Source organism: Duncaniella sp. (assembly GCF_029056165.1).
Taxonomy (GTDB): domain Bacteria; phylum Bacteroidota; class Bacteroidia; order Bacteroidales; family Muribaculaceae; genus Duncaniella.
The window spans coordinates 88254-105277 of the sequence record NZ_JAIDBW010000030.1 but is presented as its reverse complement, the minus strand read 5'-3'; the positions used below and the strand labels follow the sequence as shown (position 1 = coordinate 105277).

The window sequence follows — 17024 nt, the reverse complement described above, 5'->3', positions numbered from 1 at the left end:
GCTTACTAATGTTGTAGAATATAATTCTATGATTATGCGTCCACAAACAAATCATCGGCTGTGACTTGCGAATGGATGCTGTTCATTGAATAGGAGTTCTTCACAAGTCCGGAACTTGTTATCATCGTCAGGGCAATTCCTTTGCGAGTCTTTGTCAGCTGCCGGAATAGAGCTGCCTTGTTGCGCAGATTCTCCATATATTTCTTGTCAATCGTATATGGTCCGTCGGAATATTTAATTTCACAAAGGTTTATTGCTTTATCACTACGGTCAATCAATAGATCTATCTGTGCTCCCAGATGCTCATCATTTGCAGCGGTACGCCATGAGTATTCGTTTGTGATTACACCGCTTATCCCAAGTGCCTTCTTTATCTGATCTGAGTGCAAGAGACATACCCGCTCAAAAGCAAGTCCACACCAGTTATGATATAAAGGTGCAGTCTGTATTTTAGACCAGTAATTGGCATCTGTAATATTCTTTCCATCCATAAAACGGAAATAGAATAACGTGAAATTGTCGACTAACTGATATAGTGCATTCTTTGTCTTTGAACCGATGGCCTGATAACGACGGATGAATCCGCAATTTTCCAGATCTTCAAGATAAGCTGTCAACTTTCCTCCGCTGTCAAGTTTTGCCGAACTAATAATTTCATCTCGGGTCATTCCAACTTTCTTAGTGCCGAGAGCCTTTATTATCTCAACGTAGACTTCCGGTTTTGCAAACAATGACCTATAGAGTTCTTGAAATTCATCTTTCAACTTAGCATTCCTTCCGAAGAATAGTGAGTCAATATTCTGTGTCAGACTCTTATTCCGTTCAAAAAGCGACCAATAAAAGGGGATTCCACCAAATACCATATATCCCTCGATTACCTGTTGGCGGTCCAATGGTAAATCCATTTCTTTTGCATAATCCTCGCACTCCTTCAGATTAAAGGGCTGAAGACAGATTTGATTCGTTAGCCTGTTATGCAACCCACCCCGATTATGAAGAATTTTCTTCACAATCCATGATGTGGCAGAACCACATATTATCAGAAGGATATCGTTTCGAGCAGACGCCCACGCATTCCAGAAATTTTCAAAAGCAGGAAGAAAACTTGACTGACGACCATCCATCCAAGGCAATTCGTCAAGAAATATGACTTTCTTGCCTTCCGGTTTAGATGCAACGAGTTCCCTTAACATAAAGAACGCATCCGTCCAATTTTTGGGAGCAGACTGAGCCTGGCAGCCCTGCGCCAGTAATTCTCTATAGAAATTATGTAGCTGAATCTTAGTCGAAACATTCGGCATTCCTGAGTACGTGAAGGCAAATTTATCAGCAAATAACTGCCTTACAAGAAATGTCTTGCCAACTCGGCGGCGACCGTAGATGGCGATAAACTCTGATCGGTTAGAATGATATGCTTGCTCTAAGAGTTCTATTTCTTGCTTTCTTCCTATCATAGAATTTGTTTTAGGCTGCAAATTTAATAAAAACCCACGAAGGTGCCAAATGTGGGTGTAATTTTGTTGATTTGGCACTGTCGCGGATTAATTAATCTGTATTTCCTACATCAGTGTGCCAAATCGCATATTTTTTACACACATTTGGCACCGTCGTGGATAATAGAAGTAAGATTAGTTTGGTTCGGGCTATATATAGGCCCGATGAACTAAACTATACTATATATGGGCTGATGAAAAGAAAAACATAATCTTAGGGGTTGACTTGGGAGACAACCCCTAAGTCAACCCCCAAGTCACTTCCCCAAGTCAGGGCAAAATTCAGGGCACAAGATAATAAGCGTAGAATTCTAACTTGACGCCAAACGTGAAGAATATGGATCAAGCTAATGAAAATGCGCGTTATTCAATTGATAACGGTCGTATTCTCATCTGGTAATCAGATGAACTCCTATCCAAATACATCTCATACTCTTTCAGCCCTTTCTCAATAGCCATGTTATGCAGGATCTTTTTATTGATCTCTGAAATCCTACTGCCATAGTATATTCCAGTTGGAGCGTATTTCAAACTTGGATGAGTATGAGCTTGATCTGCGGAGTTGATTAGACGCCATTCTTTCTCATAAGCCCATTCTGAAGATTTATACAACGCACTCTTTATCTTGTCCAGTTGATCGATACGATTCATCGGTAATCCTAACATTTTCGCTGTAGCCCAACCCAATAAGTTGGTTGCGTCATATCTTACATCGGAGTATATAACCGGCAGAATCATTATTCCATTAGGCTTAGATAGAATTAAAGATTTCATATCGTATGAGAGCGCAAATCCTTTATGATAATCGGCATAATGCGCCCACATTGTAGAAGATGTTATAGATTCACTGAAGCAAGCATAGGATTCGCTGTCCCGTAGGTCATTTGCAAAGTTTGCTACCATATCCTTGAGCTTCGCTTGAATTTCATGCCAATTAGGTTCTGTCATTTCTCCACCTTCCTCTGCTTCTAACTGCATCTTCATAAAACCCAACATCTGGTCCAACAAAGAGGGTGGGAATAGATCCTTTATATTTTGAGGAATTTCCATGCCTTTCAATAGTTGATCTCTAAATGCATTCATGAAACATGCAATACTCTCAGCGGGACACTTCATTATATCCTCAAAGCTGGGAGAGGTCAGCAGGGAATCATACGGATCGTTGAAATTTTTAGCTCGTGAGAAAAAGATTAGATCCTTGTCAAAAGCACTCAATGAGTATTCGTTAATAGTACGAAAACGGTATAACGGAACCGGCATAACTTCCATTAGAGCATCAGCAATAGGTTGTAAATACGGAGTCATGTCCGTACACGATGCTGGAATTATCGTATCTTCCAACAACTTTATCAATTCATCTTTATTCATAGTCTCATATCTGTATTGAATCTTTTCTTTGTCAGAACACATCTTCTTTCGTACCGTTGACGATTGCGTCTATCTCGTCGGCGATTTCGTCGGAGGAGAGTTTGATGTAGTCCATAAAGGTCTTTTGGGTTTTGTGGCCGCTGACGTGCATCATCTGCACGATGGTAAATTTGTGGGATAGGTACATGTTGGTGATGCCACTGCGTCGAGCGGTATGGGTGGTAACGCAATCGTAACGGGGCATCAGGACTTCGCCTTTATCGTTGCGTTCGACGGACATTTCGCCAAGTTCCTCCTTTTTCTTTTGTTTCATCGTCAGTTTGGTGGGTACTTTAACAGCTAATGTCGGCACTGTTTCCGAGAGGTCTTTCAGTATATCCTTGATATAGCGGTTTAAAATCTGGTCAACAACGGACGGCAGACGATAGTTGTATTTCTCGCATATAGCTTTGAGGTTGGGATTCATTATGGGGATTTTCACCTCGTTGCGTGTTTTCTGCTGAATCAACCGGATTATGGGTGTACCTTTTGCCGTTGTCGTGAAATCCTCCGGCTGGATATTGTTGTAGTCGCTGACACGCTGACAAGTGTAGCAACCAACGAGAAAAATATCACGGACTTGGTCTTTAAGTCCCGTCAACTCCATATCTGCCAATGCTTGCAACTCCGTTTCCGTCAGATATATCTCAACCGCTTTGTCGCTTTCCTCAACTTTACGTTTTGAGAAACAGCTTAATGCACGGTCATTGTTATGCAGACCGTCCTCGTAAGCATAACCAACCATCGCTCTGAAAGAAACAAGGTATTTGTTTACGGAACTACCCATATAGTCCAGTCTCTGCATGTGAACAAGGAATTTTGTTACCAATTCCCTGTCAACGTCTGCCCATGTCAATTTATGGCGAGGGTCGAAACCGTTATAAAGTTTTCGGAAACTGCTCCAAGCCTTACAGCTACCGGGAGTATATGGGTTATTTCCATTGAGACGCTTACCAGTCTTAATGTCATTTACAAAGCGGTCAAGGAAATTCCAGATGTTTGCACGTTCGGCAGCGGCAGCACGTTGAGCCTTTTCTGCTTCCTCGCGCTGCTCCCGCTCCGCCTTTTCTTTTGCCAAAACCTCCGCCTCCTGTTGGCGACGCATAATCTCAGACTTTTCCGGATCAGCGATAGACATTATTTCCTGCTTTACTTTTTCGCGGTCAAATTCCGGGGCATCCATTTCGCGCTTCAGCATAACTTCAATGCGTCCAAGCTTATCATGCAGTTTCGGATACTCCTTACGATGACGCGCCAACGCGTCTTCAGTTGATACCGCAACTTTCCATTCCGGCACCGATACGCGAAGCCGAGTGGTAAACTGAACATCAATCTTGCGTATCGGGTCCTGTACTCTTACGAAGAGAGTTGCCTTATCCTTATTCTCATCCTTTTTTAGGAAATAGAACCTGGAGAGAGTCTTTGCCATAATAGGTAACTTTTATAAATTAGCCGGAATTTCAATAAGTTCGATTCCCGAATGCAAAGATAGTAAACTTTTCATAAGTTACCTATAAAGTTACCTATAAATTTTGAAATTTAACATATCCAAGTAAATTCAGTTTCGTTTAATTGTATTGATAATAAGAATATTAGCGTTTAGAATGGTTCAGACAGATTCATTTCAATTCAATAAAAATGGTGCTGGTAGCACCACAGAAGACCGCTAATTCTCAATGAGTTAGCGGTCTTTCTTTCACCCATACCCCTCCAAGTCACCACACCCGCCCTAATTCACTGAATTATTGCATGTTATGCGTGTTATGGGATACGCACATCTATCCCGCAAGCATTGTAATATATTGATTATCAATATCTAATTTACTATCATTCATCATCATTCGCTGCCGTTCAACCCACCTCTCTCCCCCAAGACAGGTGAGCTTTAACAGACTTTAACTATAATCGAAGGGTAAAAATATGGTGACCTCAGCCAAAATCGCTACTGGTCACCACATTTAAGTTCAATATTGATTAATTCAGTCATATATCATTAACCACTTGTACTTTTCATCAAACTTAGCCGGAGGCAGATAACGTTTTAAACCTTTTCGACTTTGCTTTTCTCTAAATTTTTTGATTTTCTTTGACAAATCTACGGGTTCCCATACACTATCATTAAACGCAGAATTACATAATTTGTTAATTTTCCTACTGAGAAATTGTAGACGCGCATCAGTAATGTGGGTAAAGGCATAATACCCACACCATTGACTTATACAGGTATTGATTTCAACAATCTTATCAGCCGTATCAACTGTTGACTTTACAACAGATTTAATTTTTGTAATAAATCTACTTTGACACTCTTTAGTAAGCAACAGCCTTTCTCCATCGAATTCTACGCCCAAGAATTTTAACTTATTCTTCTTGGAATCAAGCTTAATCTGTGTTTTTGCATCTTTCTCAAAACTTAGTGGATATATTTCAAGATTCCGTTGAGATTTGAGGTAATTCTTTACCCAGCCTAAAATGGAATGAGCTTCGTCAATGTTTCTACAAATAAACACCATATCATCAGCATATCTTACCATTTTAAATCCGTTGATTTTTGATTGCATATCCAACTCAAGCAACATAAGATTACTAAGCACCGCAGAAATGGCATTTCCTTGTGGGATTCCATTTTTTATTTGGGTTAGAGCATCATCGTAGTAATCATTAATCTTCAACTTTGGAGATAAACTTTGGTCAATTAAAGATCGAACAAAACCACGTATATTATACTCATTAAGCAGAGAGGCAAGTATTTCTTTATCAATATTGTCGAAAAACTTACGAATATCCACTTTAAGGATTACTTCTCCTGAAGCATAAAGATACTTTAGTTGCATAAGAGCTTCACGAACTCCTTTACCTTTCTGGTAAGCAAAGCTAATATTGTCAACTTTTGCAAACGACGACTTGAGTTGTTGGGATACATATGAAGCCAATGTTCTTAATACAATCCTGTCATAAAAGGGAGGAATTATAATAATCCTTTGACCTCCATCCTTCTTGTGTTGGGATGAGGGCTTCCACTCTGAAAATTTATAGTCTTCGTTGTTCAGCTGTTTTGTTAAGATATTCAAACGTTTTTGATCATAATTAGATAAATTCTTCTGTAATCCATGCTTAGAATTGCTTTTTGATCGTATAGCTTTGAATGCTTGTTTAAGATTTTGCTTCCAATTCATCTGTACCCTTAATATATTTTTTGAAGTCGTTCCTTGGCAGTTTTATTTCCTTGAGTAGCGGATAGGTACCAATAATATTTCGCACTGTCTAAGTCTTGCTTAATGATTGTTTCATAGTCATCTACCATATGATACCCCATCTTATAGTTCCAACTATAATAGTACGCCTCAGCGTCCTTCTCCCAATGCCCTCCTACTTTAGTTTTATGCCCATCCCTAAAGCAGTCTCCTAAATTTAATTGCCCGTACGAATTGCCATTTTCTGCAGACAAACGATACCACTTGATTGCCTCTCTAATATCAGCTTCTACACCAGTTCCATTTTCATAGCACTGTCCAAGATTATTCTGCGCAGTACTATGTCCCTGCTCTGCAGCTTGTAGATACCAATACGCAGCTTTTTCCATATCATAATACGGATTACAATTATATCCTTCCGTATTATAATTCCACACTTCTCTACTAAAATCATAGCCATTATATCTAAGAGCAATGAGGAATTGTGCATCTGCATTACCGCGTTCAGCAAGTACTGATATCTTAGCCCAGGCCAAAGATGTTAAATCATTTAGATTATCTCGATCTCTCCATTCTTTACCACATCTCGATATGCTATGATAACGTATGATATTATCACACTTAACAAACAAATCATCACCTGTAAGATTATTCAGCTTGGATGTTTCATCCGCCAAGATTCTTTCAGCTTCTTGTTGAGGACGAACTTCATCAAAATAATAACATATTGCACTACAAACTCCTATTATTGCCAGTGATAACAATGAAATAACAATCCATTTCATTGTCCTTTTTATTTTTCCTCTATTGGTTTTAGTCTTAAATAATGACAGTTGTACATGCCTCATTTTTTGAATAAACTGAGCCCATTTATTTCTTATTATTTGAAGGGTATAATCAATTATACTTGATTTTGAACCAACAATTTTACCACCACAATATTTACAAAAAGAGGAATCGGTTTCTATTTTCTTTCCACAGTATCTACAAAACTGCATATCCGGTTGAGTGGGTACGGTATCTACTTTTTCTTCTCCCAATGAAGAGCAAGGAGTTGCTTTGTCAGTTACCGGGTTTTGATTCTCATTAGACGCTTCTTCACTATTTAAACATACAACACTATCATCTATTGATGCACCCGAAAAGGATTTCGCAAAAATATCCAACTGTTCTTCTTTAACAAATTCGATTTCATTCCTATCAGACTGAATAGGCTTATCTTTACGATTGACAATAACTATCCAAAGGATGCAATACAAAATGGGAGATATAAATTCGGGAAAGTCGAAATAGTGGAAATTTGTCGCTGATGCCATAAAAGCATATAGTAACAAGACAACAAAGATTTTTAACACCTTCTTCCACCATTTGCTATGGGAACTCTTGAAATACAGAAAATAAGCACCAATACCAAGAAAGTCAAAGGTTGCCAAAGCCATTGTTAGAGTTGAATTCTGTATTAAAGTTGGATACCCCCAGTAAAACACGGCAGAAGCTAAGCGTATAATTGTATTTGGCCCAATAAAAGGTCCTCTTAACTGTTGCGGAAAATCAACAATAGTCAAGTAATACACAGATACAAAAAGGCATATAATACTAACCCCTATGAGAATCCAGCCTATTACATGCATAACCTTGTGTGGTAGAGGAGTTGCTTCATGGTTATTGTGCTTTGCCATTTTATATAGTGCATAAGCGAACATAATACCAACTATAACGTTAAGTATTAATCTAATATAAAATTGTCCTTCAGTCATAGGTTATAATTGATTTCGAAGTTGATGACTACAATTATTCTTTAATATAACATAAGGTATTGTAACATCTACACTATCGGTAGAAGCAACATTCTTCATTCGATATGTCAGATATGAATGTGATAGTACAAGCATATTCATAAATTCCATCATATTGGCATCTTCGGAAAGGAGCATCGCAAAATTCTCAATAAAAAATGGATTGTTTAGATATTCCCGAATTTCGGGAATTGAAGTCTCCTGCTCATTTGTTTCACAAACAAAAATGACATTATTACTATCATGTAAAATCTTGAGTAAATTTTCACCCTGTCCCATCGTAGATCATATAGAATTAGTTACAATTGTATTAACACAACCAAGATAGTTCGATTCCATCGGAAGACTCAAATTTGCCAGTTTTATATGCGTATCAATAATTGTACAGAGAGCCTCAGTCGGTGATATTCTAATTGATTTCATAAAATCCAAAATATCCTTTCCGGTATAATTCCATTGAAAAATTTTATTACTTGGTGTTTTGAATTCAATACGCATAATTAGTCCCTTGCTATCCAAAAGTTTTGCAAGATTATCCCCAGCATTATGTTGCCCATTCAATGTAATCGCACCATATTTCATAATTTCTCCAATTTCGTTATAGTTATCCTAATAGAACGAGTCTATTGAGGAATCTCCGAAATTTGTAAAATGGTAGATTATAACGTTGGAATCATAGGTTACACAATCTAATTGTCCAATAGTGCCAATCTTGCGAGGTAACTCTATATTCAGTTTTTTAATCGTTTTGATTAATCCCTGTTTGTCAGAAAAAGACATTTTTGGTTTTGGCAGAAACTGCACAATAATAATCGCACCAATAATTATTGATGCAAATATACATAGTATTTGTTTAAACGATATCTGCATTTTAATAATCTACGACAGATACATCAACGGTATTATCTATACGAACAGATCCCTCTATCTCAACCTCATTAGTAACTTTGACTCGTTGGCTTACTGGGATAATTCCCAGATTTTGTAATACAAGTATCCAAATTCCTATTGCTATCGCTAATAAGATTGTTCTTAGCGAAAAATTTGTTGGAATACGAAATTTCCTTCGTTCAGAATTTCATAAGCGATTCTCTGACCCACAATAAGGACAGTATTTGGAGTCGTCGAGTAGGGGTCTATCACAATGCTTACAATTCATATCTAATAATGTATATTTAAACAAAAAGTGGACTACTAAAGCTACGTCGTAATTGGAGGTCCTGAGAAAACCTGTGAGCAGATGTAACAATAGCAGCCCACGCTATTCGCGTGAGGGCCACTATGCCATCTTTGCTCGTAGAAATTTCTCAGGTTTCCAATTACAAGATTAGCATAAAGCTTCCGTATGTCTTGAGAATATCTTGCAATTCTCAACTGCAAAATTACAAAAAATTCTTGATAATACAGTCTAATACTTTAAGAAATCAGGATATTACATACTGAAAATACCTCAAGCTTAATTTAGAATAAGATATTTCGTTACAGTCGTAGTCCTTTCATGCTTTTCTTGGCTTTTTGCTCGTCTCTGTAACGGTGAAGGGCTTCGTCAATGCTGAGACCGGGATGACGGCTCAACCACAATTTGAAATCATCCGATATTCCCTCTCCAGAGACGAAACCTTGATCGTCTTGTACTCCGGCTCTGAAAGAAGGTGATGACAGGGTAATTCCTGCTCCCTGTGATTGTGTACTTGTCGACCGTTGTGGAGCATCAGGATTGGAGCTGTAAAAGCCCGGAATCATCCGATCCGGATCGAATTTGATATACATTGTCGGATGATTACCTTGGCAACCATCAACCCTGATTGTCTTTCCGGCGACATAATCATTGATCTGCGTCCGGGTAAGCTGAACCCCCTTGTAACTTCTAATGGGTACGATAGTGCCATCGGCATACATCCATTTCGACTGCGGATGTAGCGGTCTGTTCTTGCCAAGATGAGCCTTGATATTCCCATAACTGAAACGACGGTCAATCTTGGATGCAGGGAAACGCTTGCCCTTTCGGGTGTACCATAGTCCCTGAACTTCGCTCGATCCTCGCTTGAATTTATATCCCACACCGACACCTGAGGCTTTCAGCTTTGCCTCAAATTGCTCGAATGTTGAGATTGAATTATCATTCCAAGCGTCATCAACGGCATTGAAAATCTCATAGCGGATTTTCTCGTTTCCGCGAAGTTTGTTTACGTTGGTCTGTCGCTTGTTGTCAGAAATATGAAGCCCATATTCTTTTGTCAGGTCAAGACAGATGTCCTTATTTCGCTTATAATCGTTCTTATCGGAGATTGTCTCGGCATGATTATCTATGCGGCTGAACACTATATGGCAATGCGGATAATCCTTGTCAAGATGCTGGACGATTATGTACGGTGTATCTACAATACCCATTCTTTCCATGTACTTACGAGCAATCTCCACCATTTTTGTTTCGTCGATTTTATCTTTATCGTCGGCGTGGAAGTTGAGCGAGATATGACCGACAGGATTTTTCAGACGTGGATTAAGGGCACGGTTATCCTCGAAAGAAGCGATGATATTTTCTCTTCCGTCCAAGTCTGACACATCTTTAAGATCAATTATGCGCCACTTGCTGCATGGCGTTCCGTCAGGATTATCCTTCTTTTTGCGGGTTACATAATCGACACACCCTCCGAAACTGCTGCCTTTTGTAATCTTTCCCATCATAGGCTGTCGGGGGTATCTCGGTAGTTTTTAATCAGTGAAAGAACGAAATTCTTGCAAGCGATCATTTCCTGATATGTACGGATAAACTGCTCGTCATTCGCTCCACCTTTGATTATCGCACTTACAAATTTGGCATTGCGGTTCAGGTTTTCAGCTATGCCCTGAAGGTCGCGGATTGCTTTCACGTCTTTCGGTTTGAGCCGTTCCACCACCTTACAGTGAAGAGCGGCATGGCGCATGTATTCCGAACGGTTGAGTCCGGCAACGAATGCCTTGTCGGTTATCTCCTTGTACTGGTCTATGTCGAGTTTCACCGACACGAGGATTGACTTGCGTTCCTCGGCTGGGAGTTTGGGTCGCCCTTTTGATGGGCGTGAATTGGTTTGTCTCATTGTCTGGGGGATTTAAAGTTTGTGACCATCGGGAGCGGAATGGGGGGCGAGTCGTTTTCGGATTACTTGTAATACGAAAACATAAACTCGCTCCATCCCATTCCGAACCCTACTGATAGTTTCAAACTGCGCGAAACTACGAGGTCTATTCATTGATATTTCTCACTTTGAATACTTGAGTGCAAATGCTTACCGGCATTACAATTTTGATTCTTTGAATAATTAATATTATCTTTGTACCATATTACCATTCTAAGCGTATACCATATGTTTCCTATTGAAAAAGAATTTGGTTTAAAAGAACTCAGATCTCAGTGCGACAATTCCACCTCTCGGATCTTTGGATTTATCATGTATACCCGTAGACATTCATACATCGCAAAAGTGTTAGAGGATATTCACTTTTGGAATGAGCTAGATGAGATTTCAGGACCCCGGTGGCCTATATTTGCAGTAAGACCATTGGAACAAGGGTATTATAGTTATCCGAACTTCCCTCCTGGGTTCATAGGGATGATGGTTCAAACCTGGAGTGAACCGAATGAGAACAGAAAATACCTTGATGTATTCTCCTTAAAAGAATCATCGGACTTGCCATGCTTTATCGTGTTCATTTGGAACGATGATAATGAACTTGAGCAAATAACATTCAAACTTAGCAACCAGAATCAAGACGCTGCGTTTGATTCAATAAGGGAAATTGTATCGATTATCGCAGATGCGGAACAGCAAATAGTCCCAACATATCGTAAAACAGATAGTGTGTTTAGAAATGTAAAAGAAGATTTAAAAGCCCACTTTTTTTATAAAAAACTAAAAAAGTCCTCTAAATATTTTCCTTACATATATGATTTTATATCCAAATTTTTGCCGTAAATAGCTCATGCTGAATAGCCATTGAAATAATAATCATTCCACAGCTAAGCTTTTGTAAAATTTTGTAGTAGATCGTACCGATTCGCTCAAAGCGGTCTTCGGGAATGTCGGATGTGACAGGGTAAATGTTCTCTTTCATTGGCTCAGTCGTTGGTGGAGTTGAGAATATCGGTAACTTCGCTCTGGCGGTAGCGGACACTCTTGCCCACTTTTACGGCGGTAAGTCTGCCTCGCTTGGTGAGATTCCAGACGGAGGTTTCGCCGATGCCGAGTTGCGAGCATACCTCTTCTTGGTCAGTAGATGGTCTTCCTCTGATTTCATGTAGATTGGGAGGAGTTTTTCACGGGTGGCGTCGATTGTGTCAACCACAAGCTGATGGAGGTCGGCAAGGGTGACGTTGAGGAGGATATTGGGAGAGACAGGATCGGTGGCCGAAGCCTGAAGAAGGGAGTACAAATTCATTGCGGTGAAAAAAATGAATTAAATAAAAATCGCCTGAAAACTTACATCTCCATGCCTCCGGCGACAAGATTGAGGCACAAAGACGGTCCGCAAAGGGACATAAGGGTGGCTGTCGGCTTTCTTCCCATTGAAGCCAACATGCAGTGTTGCCAACCCACCGGATCAGCATAAGACGTACCTTGCTATGCCGTTGTCGTCTGTGTCAAGAGACAACAACAATATCTATCCGCCCTATCCGGACGGACATATATCAGGGCTGTCGCAAACTTATAGCGACAAGCACGTCTTTTTCTTAAGTTTTAATAGGGTTTTAGTCGTGACAACGTTTCATTCACACTCCGCGAGAATTCCTGACTTCTAATAATCAGATGTTTACTGCATGACATTAAAAACTTACGCCGCCACTATATCCACAAAATCCGGCGCGTCTTTGTCATTACATCCAACTCTTAAAGTGCTTGAACACACCACAGAGTCTTTCGTTGTCAGGGTCTCAGAAGCCGCAAACTGAGGAATTTTAAGTCCGTTGAGCATCGCTTCCTTAGGGCGAGTTGTTATCGGACTGGCGGGGCGTACCGCCATAATACACGGCTTGTCGAGCATTTCCGGGTCTTGATACCCTTTTCATAGTAGTGTTGCAACATAATCGGGCCCACATCGTCAAGAGCTTCATTCCGGACTAACCTATGTATAATTCAATGTGTCGGACGATGGCATTGCCCTCTCTTGTTACCTAAAGATACGAAAAAATTTTCATATCTGCAAATCTTCAGAAGAAATCCACATTTCTTTTACCTTTACGTTTCACTAGAAATCGTTCCTTTGAACCGTATGGATACAGCAAGGTCAAAGAGCTGAAGGTGTCTTATGGCTGATTATCACCGACAATCTTATCCGCCAGCGGATACGCATAACCATTCAGACCTCTTCGTGTGGTCTGACGCATTCAACGTAGTGCTTCTTAATTCTACATACACCGCCACGACAGAGCATAATAATATTAGAGAATCCATCCTTATGATGGGCTGAAAGCTCTGCTATGGACACATGAGTTATCACCACGATTTCATAACTCAAAATTAGTTCAAAAGGTTCATCCGAAACAAATTTTTTCGGTCTATGTCCGCATTTGTCCGTAAAGGATCCGGTTCGGTCCGCGTAATGTCCGGCATGACCTCTGAATTTCGTCTGCAAAGATACTATCACACTCAGACTACTCCACCATAAAAATATGGGAAATTGCTGAAATAAGGATTATTTTCAAGGATAAGAGCTCCTTCTCATCTCTGATTGCCATGCAAAGTTAAGTCGCACATCTCATATCCTCCAAATTTTTCAGCCCGGATAGAGCATTTGATTGTGCACATCTACCTTATGATGCTCATCTACCTTATGATGCTAATGATAGATAGAGGAATTGGGGACGGCCAGAAAAGGATGGTCCAAACCTTTTAGATAGTCCGAAATATGCTTATAACCCCCCAAATCCACCTTATTTCACCTACTTTTGGGGGATTATAACGATGTTTTCTCGAATATTTTTATTAACTTTGCGATTGAAATTATACTTAATCCCAATGATAATAGGAAGGAAACCAGAACAAAAGGAGCTATTGGAGGCAGCAAACTCAGAATATTCTAAGTTTGTGGCTGTATATGGACGTAGACGTGTTGGCAAAACATTTCTTATACGGGAGACGTTTAACTACTCGTTTACCTTTCAACATACTGGGTTGGCACGTGGAAAAATGAAAGATCAGCTGCTTAACTTCCGCGCTTCCTTGCAGACTGTTTCTGGGAAGAAGTATACTCAGTTCAAAAACTGGTATGAAGCTTTTTTCGCGTTGGAAGATTGGCTCGGGTCATTGCCAGAGGGGAAAAAGATTATTTTTTTCGATGAACTTCCTTGGATGGATACCCCACGCTCCAACTTCATATCCGGATTAGAGCATTTTTGGAACAGTTGGGCATCAGCAAGAAAAGACATTCTTCTTATTGCATGTGGATCGGCAACCTCATGGATTGTAAACAAGCTTATTAATAATCATGGAGGTTTACACAATCGTCTGACAAACAAGATTCTGCTTCATCCATTTACTCTTGCTGAATGTGAACAATATTCAGAAGCTAACAACTTGGGATTAAGTCGTTATCAGATAGTGGAAAACTATATGATAATGGGTGGTATCCCATTTTATTGGAGTTTGCTCAAAAGAGAGTTAAGTATGGCGCAAAATATTGATGCATTGTTCTTTAATCAGGATGCAGAAGGACTTAGTCATGAATATGACCAGTTATATTCATCACTTTTCAATAATCCAGAGCCATACATGAATGTTGTCACAGCACTTGCTAAGAAAAACAAAGGTCTTACTCGTGATGAAGTGGCTAAGGCAAGTGGAATAAAATCCAGTGGAGATCTAACCCGTTACCTTAACGAATTGGAGTGGTGCGGTTTTATACGAAAATATAATTGTATTGGAAAACAATCAAAGGATGCTTTATATCAGCTTATAGACAACTTCACGCTGTTCTATTTTCAATATATGAAAGGTAATAAAAACAATGATTCTCATTTTTGGACTAATAATATAGATTCTTCTTTGCATAGAGCATGGAGTGGATTGGCCTTTGAAAGAGTTTGTCTTCAACATATAGCTCAAATCAAGGAAGCTCTCGGTATATCCGGTGTACTATCTAATGTCTACAGCTGGCGAACAGAGACAGATGAAGATAAAGGTATCGACAAAACTCAGATAGATCTACTGATTGACCGCAACGATGGTGTAATAAATCTATGCGAAATGAAATTCTCCGTGCAAGAGTATGCCATCACTGAAGACGAGGAGATGAAACTCCGCCGTCGTCGTGGTAACTTTATTGAAGCTACCAAAACAAAAAAGGCTGTTCACATTACACTTGTCTCGCCTTATGGACTTAAGAAGAATTCACATTCTGCAATCGCCCAGAATGAGATTATGATGACTTCTTTGTTCAATCGCTAATATTTGATTATAAGATGATTACCTATATAAGATTTCATATTATTTCTAAATGTTTTCAGGATGCATCAAAGACAGTAGGGAAACAGACCCAGCCGATGTTCTTTCTTGAAGAAGATGGATGGAATGATCATGGTTACCACACGATGTATCACTTGCATTATGCAGGCGCCGAGACAGAGGGTATACCAGAATACTTTGGACCAATAAGAATAATGAAATTTGGCCAAAAAGAATATGAATCAAATCTGTTAAGGTTAGAATTTCCCAATCTTTATTTTTCAAATCTGCCCGACACATTTGTATCATTAAGTTTGTCAAAGGAGTTATATTCAAATGTTTGTAAAATCCTTCGGACAAAAGAGAGACGACTTCAATTTATCAAATCTCTAAATCTGCTATTGTCTTCACAAGATAATAGATATGAGCAATTGGAGAATGATGATTGTTTTTCTAAGTCCCTTCTTAGAGATACTACGATTGATAATTATGTACTTACATATGCAAGAAAGTGCCTTCTGTCAGAATATACTAATTATGATTTATTAAAACAATCAATAACTTTTAAATTCAAGGATTATAAGAATAATATAACTTTAAAGTTTGATTACTCAGAAGGAAGACATAATAGCTCTATGCTTCCAAGTAGGATTGTCGCTTTTATTGGAGAAAATGGAAGTGGTAAAAGCACATTACTCTATCGAATTGCAAGATTACTTTATGCTTCCCCCGACCAACGTAGATTAGACGAGACGGTCGTATCAATTCTACCTAATGATATAGGTTTTTCTAAACTTATTATGGTTAGTTATAGTGCTTTTGATAATTTTGCGCTTCCTGGTATCAGTGCTACAGATTATAAGCTAATAGGTGAGGGTCTGAATAACCCAGATTCACGTTTTGTGTTTTGCGGCCTCAGAGATATTAATAAAGAGTATTCGACAAGATTAAACGAAATATCAAAAGAGACTACTGAAAAGCACCACATTGTAGTTAATGAACGCTATGCTACACATTACATCAAAGACCCAGCTACATTGGCTGATGAATTTGTTAGGACTATGGATATAATATACCGGAATAATGAGAAACGCAAAAAGTGGGAAAGCTTTCATCAATATCTAACAGCACTTGGATTATGGGATATTCCATTGTTTTTACAAACGCTCGATCCATTTGAGGGAAAAGATACGCGACATAGTGATTTTAATGCATTATCAACTGGATGGAAATTCGTCTTGCACTCTATATCTGCGATTATTTCGAATATTGAAAATAATACATTATTTTTATTTGACGAGCCTGAAAATCATCTACACCCACCCTTATTATCAACATATCTTACAATCATACGTAATCTGTTGAATGAACATAATTCCGCGATGTTAATTGCTACACATTCCCCAGTCGTAATTAGAGAATTATATAGCTCTAATGTTTTCATCGTACATAGAAATAAAGATGAAAAAGTAATCTTTAAACCCTCAATTCAAACGTTTGGTGCTACTTTTAGTGAAATTCAAGCTGAAGTTTTTAGCCTAAATTCTGATTTAGCAGAATTTTATGATATTATCGATGAGATAGTTAATAGCATGCAAAACGACAATCTAAATAACCCTGAAACTGCAATAAAGCAAATAGAAAAAATATTAGGAGTCGAACTTAGTTTACAACTTCGAGGATATGTAATCTCTCGTATAATGACTATGTAAA

General features: G+C 38.9%; 14 protein-coding genes. 3 read left to right on the top strand and 11 right to left on the bottom strand.

Annotated elements, in window-relative coordinates:
- Positions 1–32: 32 nt before the first annotated feature.
- From K2G41_RS06675 to K2G41_RS06640, 9 genes are all read right to left on the bottom strand, one after another.
- The gene (locus tag K2G41_RS06675) at positions 33–1454 is read right to left on the bottom strand and encodes an ATP-binding protein (protein WP_300116649.1); all 1422 of its coding nucleotides are present in this window, start codon (positions 1452–1454) and stop codon (positions 33–35) included.
- 402 nt (positions 1455–1856) lie between these two features.
- Positions 1857–2861: a DUF2971 domain-containing protein gene (locus K2G41_RS06670; RefSeq protein ID WP_300116648.1), complete on the bottom strand. Its 1005-nt coding sequence runs from the start codon at positions 2859–2861 to the stop codon at positions 1857–1859.
- Between the two features lie 31 nt (positions 2862–2892).
- Positions 2893–4329 (bottom strand): phage integrase SAM-like domain-containing protein, encoded by a 1437-nt coding sequence (locus K2G41_RS06665; RefSeq protein WP_300116646.1) that lies wholly within the window; start codon positions 4327–4329, stop codon positions 2893–2895.
- Positions 4330–4879: 550 nt separating this feature from the next.
- On the bottom strand, positions 4880–6076 hold the full coding sequence (locus K2G41_RS06660) for a reverse transcriptase/maturase family protein (RefSeq protein WP_300116645.1): 1197 nt from the start codon (positions 6074–6076) through the stop codon (positions 4880–4882).
- 8 nt (positions 6077–6084) lie between these two features.
- Complete coding sequence (locus tag K2G41_RS06655; RefSeq protein WP_300116644.1) at positions 6085–7851, bottom strand: hypothetical protein; 1767 nt, start codon at positions 7849–7851, stop codon at positions 6085–6087.
- A 324-nt stretch (positions 7852–8175) separates the two neighbouring features.
- Complete coding sequence (locus K2G41_RS06650) at positions 8176–8472, bottom strand: hypothetical protein (RefSeq protein ID WP_300116642.1); 297 nt, start codon at positions 8470–8472, stop codon at positions 8176–8178.
- A gap of 496 nt (positions 8473–8968) precedes the next feature.
- Entirely contained in the window at positions 8969–9049 is an 81-nt protein-coding gene (locus tag K2G41_RS12395; protein ID WP_366145404.1) for a zinc-ribbon domain-containing protein, read from the bottom strand.
- Positions 9050–9369: 320 nt separating this feature from the next.
- A complete protein-coding gene (locus K2G41_RS06645) occupies positions 9370–10578 on the bottom strand; it encodes a relaxase/mobilization nuclease domain-containing protein (RefSeq protein ID WP_300116640.1) in 1209 nt (402 codons plus the stop codon).
- Entirely contained in the window at positions 10575–10970 is a 396-nt protein-coding gene (locus tag K2G41_RS06640) for a hypothetical protein (protein ID WP_300116639.1), read from the bottom strand. The genes K2G41_RS06645 and K2G41_RS06640 overlap by 4 nt, the downstream gene beginning before the upstream one ends.
- 267 nt (positions 10971–11237) lie before the next feature.
- On the opposite strand from K2G41_RS06640, the gene K2G41_RS06635 reads away from it, so the two are divergent.
- A complete protein-coding gene (locus K2G41_RS06635; RefSeq protein WP_300116637.1) occupies positions 11238–11846 on the top strand; it encodes a hypothetical protein in 609 nt (202 codons plus the stop codon).
- A 143-nt stretch (positions 11847–11989) separates the two neighbouring features.
- Here K2G41_RS06635 and K2G41_RS12390 read toward each other — a convergent pair whose 3' ends face one another.
- Both K2G41_RS12390 and K2G41_RS06630 read right to left on the bottom strand, forming a co-directional pair.
- Positions 11990–12112 (bottom strand): helix-turn-helix domain-containing protein, encoded by a 123-nt coding sequence (locus tag K2G41_RS12390; protein WP_366145403.1) that lies wholly within the window; start codon positions 12110–12112, stop codon positions 11990–11992.
- Complete coding sequence (locus K2G41_RS06630) at positions 12058–12309, bottom strand: hypothetical protein (RefSeq protein ID WP_300116635.1); 252 nt, start codon at positions 12307–12309, stop codon at positions 12058–12060. The genes K2G41_RS12390 and K2G41_RS06630 overlap by 55 nt, the downstream gene beginning before the upstream one ends.
- A 1523-nt stretch (positions 12310–13832) precedes the next feature.
- On the opposite strand from K2G41_RS06630, the gene K2G41_RS06625 reads away from it, so the two are divergent.
- Both K2G41_RS06625 and K2G41_RS06620 read left to right on the top strand, forming a co-directional pair.
- Positions 13833–15314 (top strand): ATP-binding protein, encoded by a 1482-nt coding sequence (locus K2G41_RS06625; protein ID WP_366145402.1) that lies wholly within the window; start codon positions 13833–13835, stop codon positions 15312–15314.
- A gap of 14 nt (positions 15315–15328) precedes the next feature.
- Positions 15329–17023, top strand: a complete 1695-nt coding sequence (locus tag K2G41_RS06620; RefSeq protein ID WP_300116631.1) for an AAA family ATPase — start codon at positions 15329–15331, stop codon at positions 17021–17023.
- Position 17024: the final 1 nt, after the last annotated feature.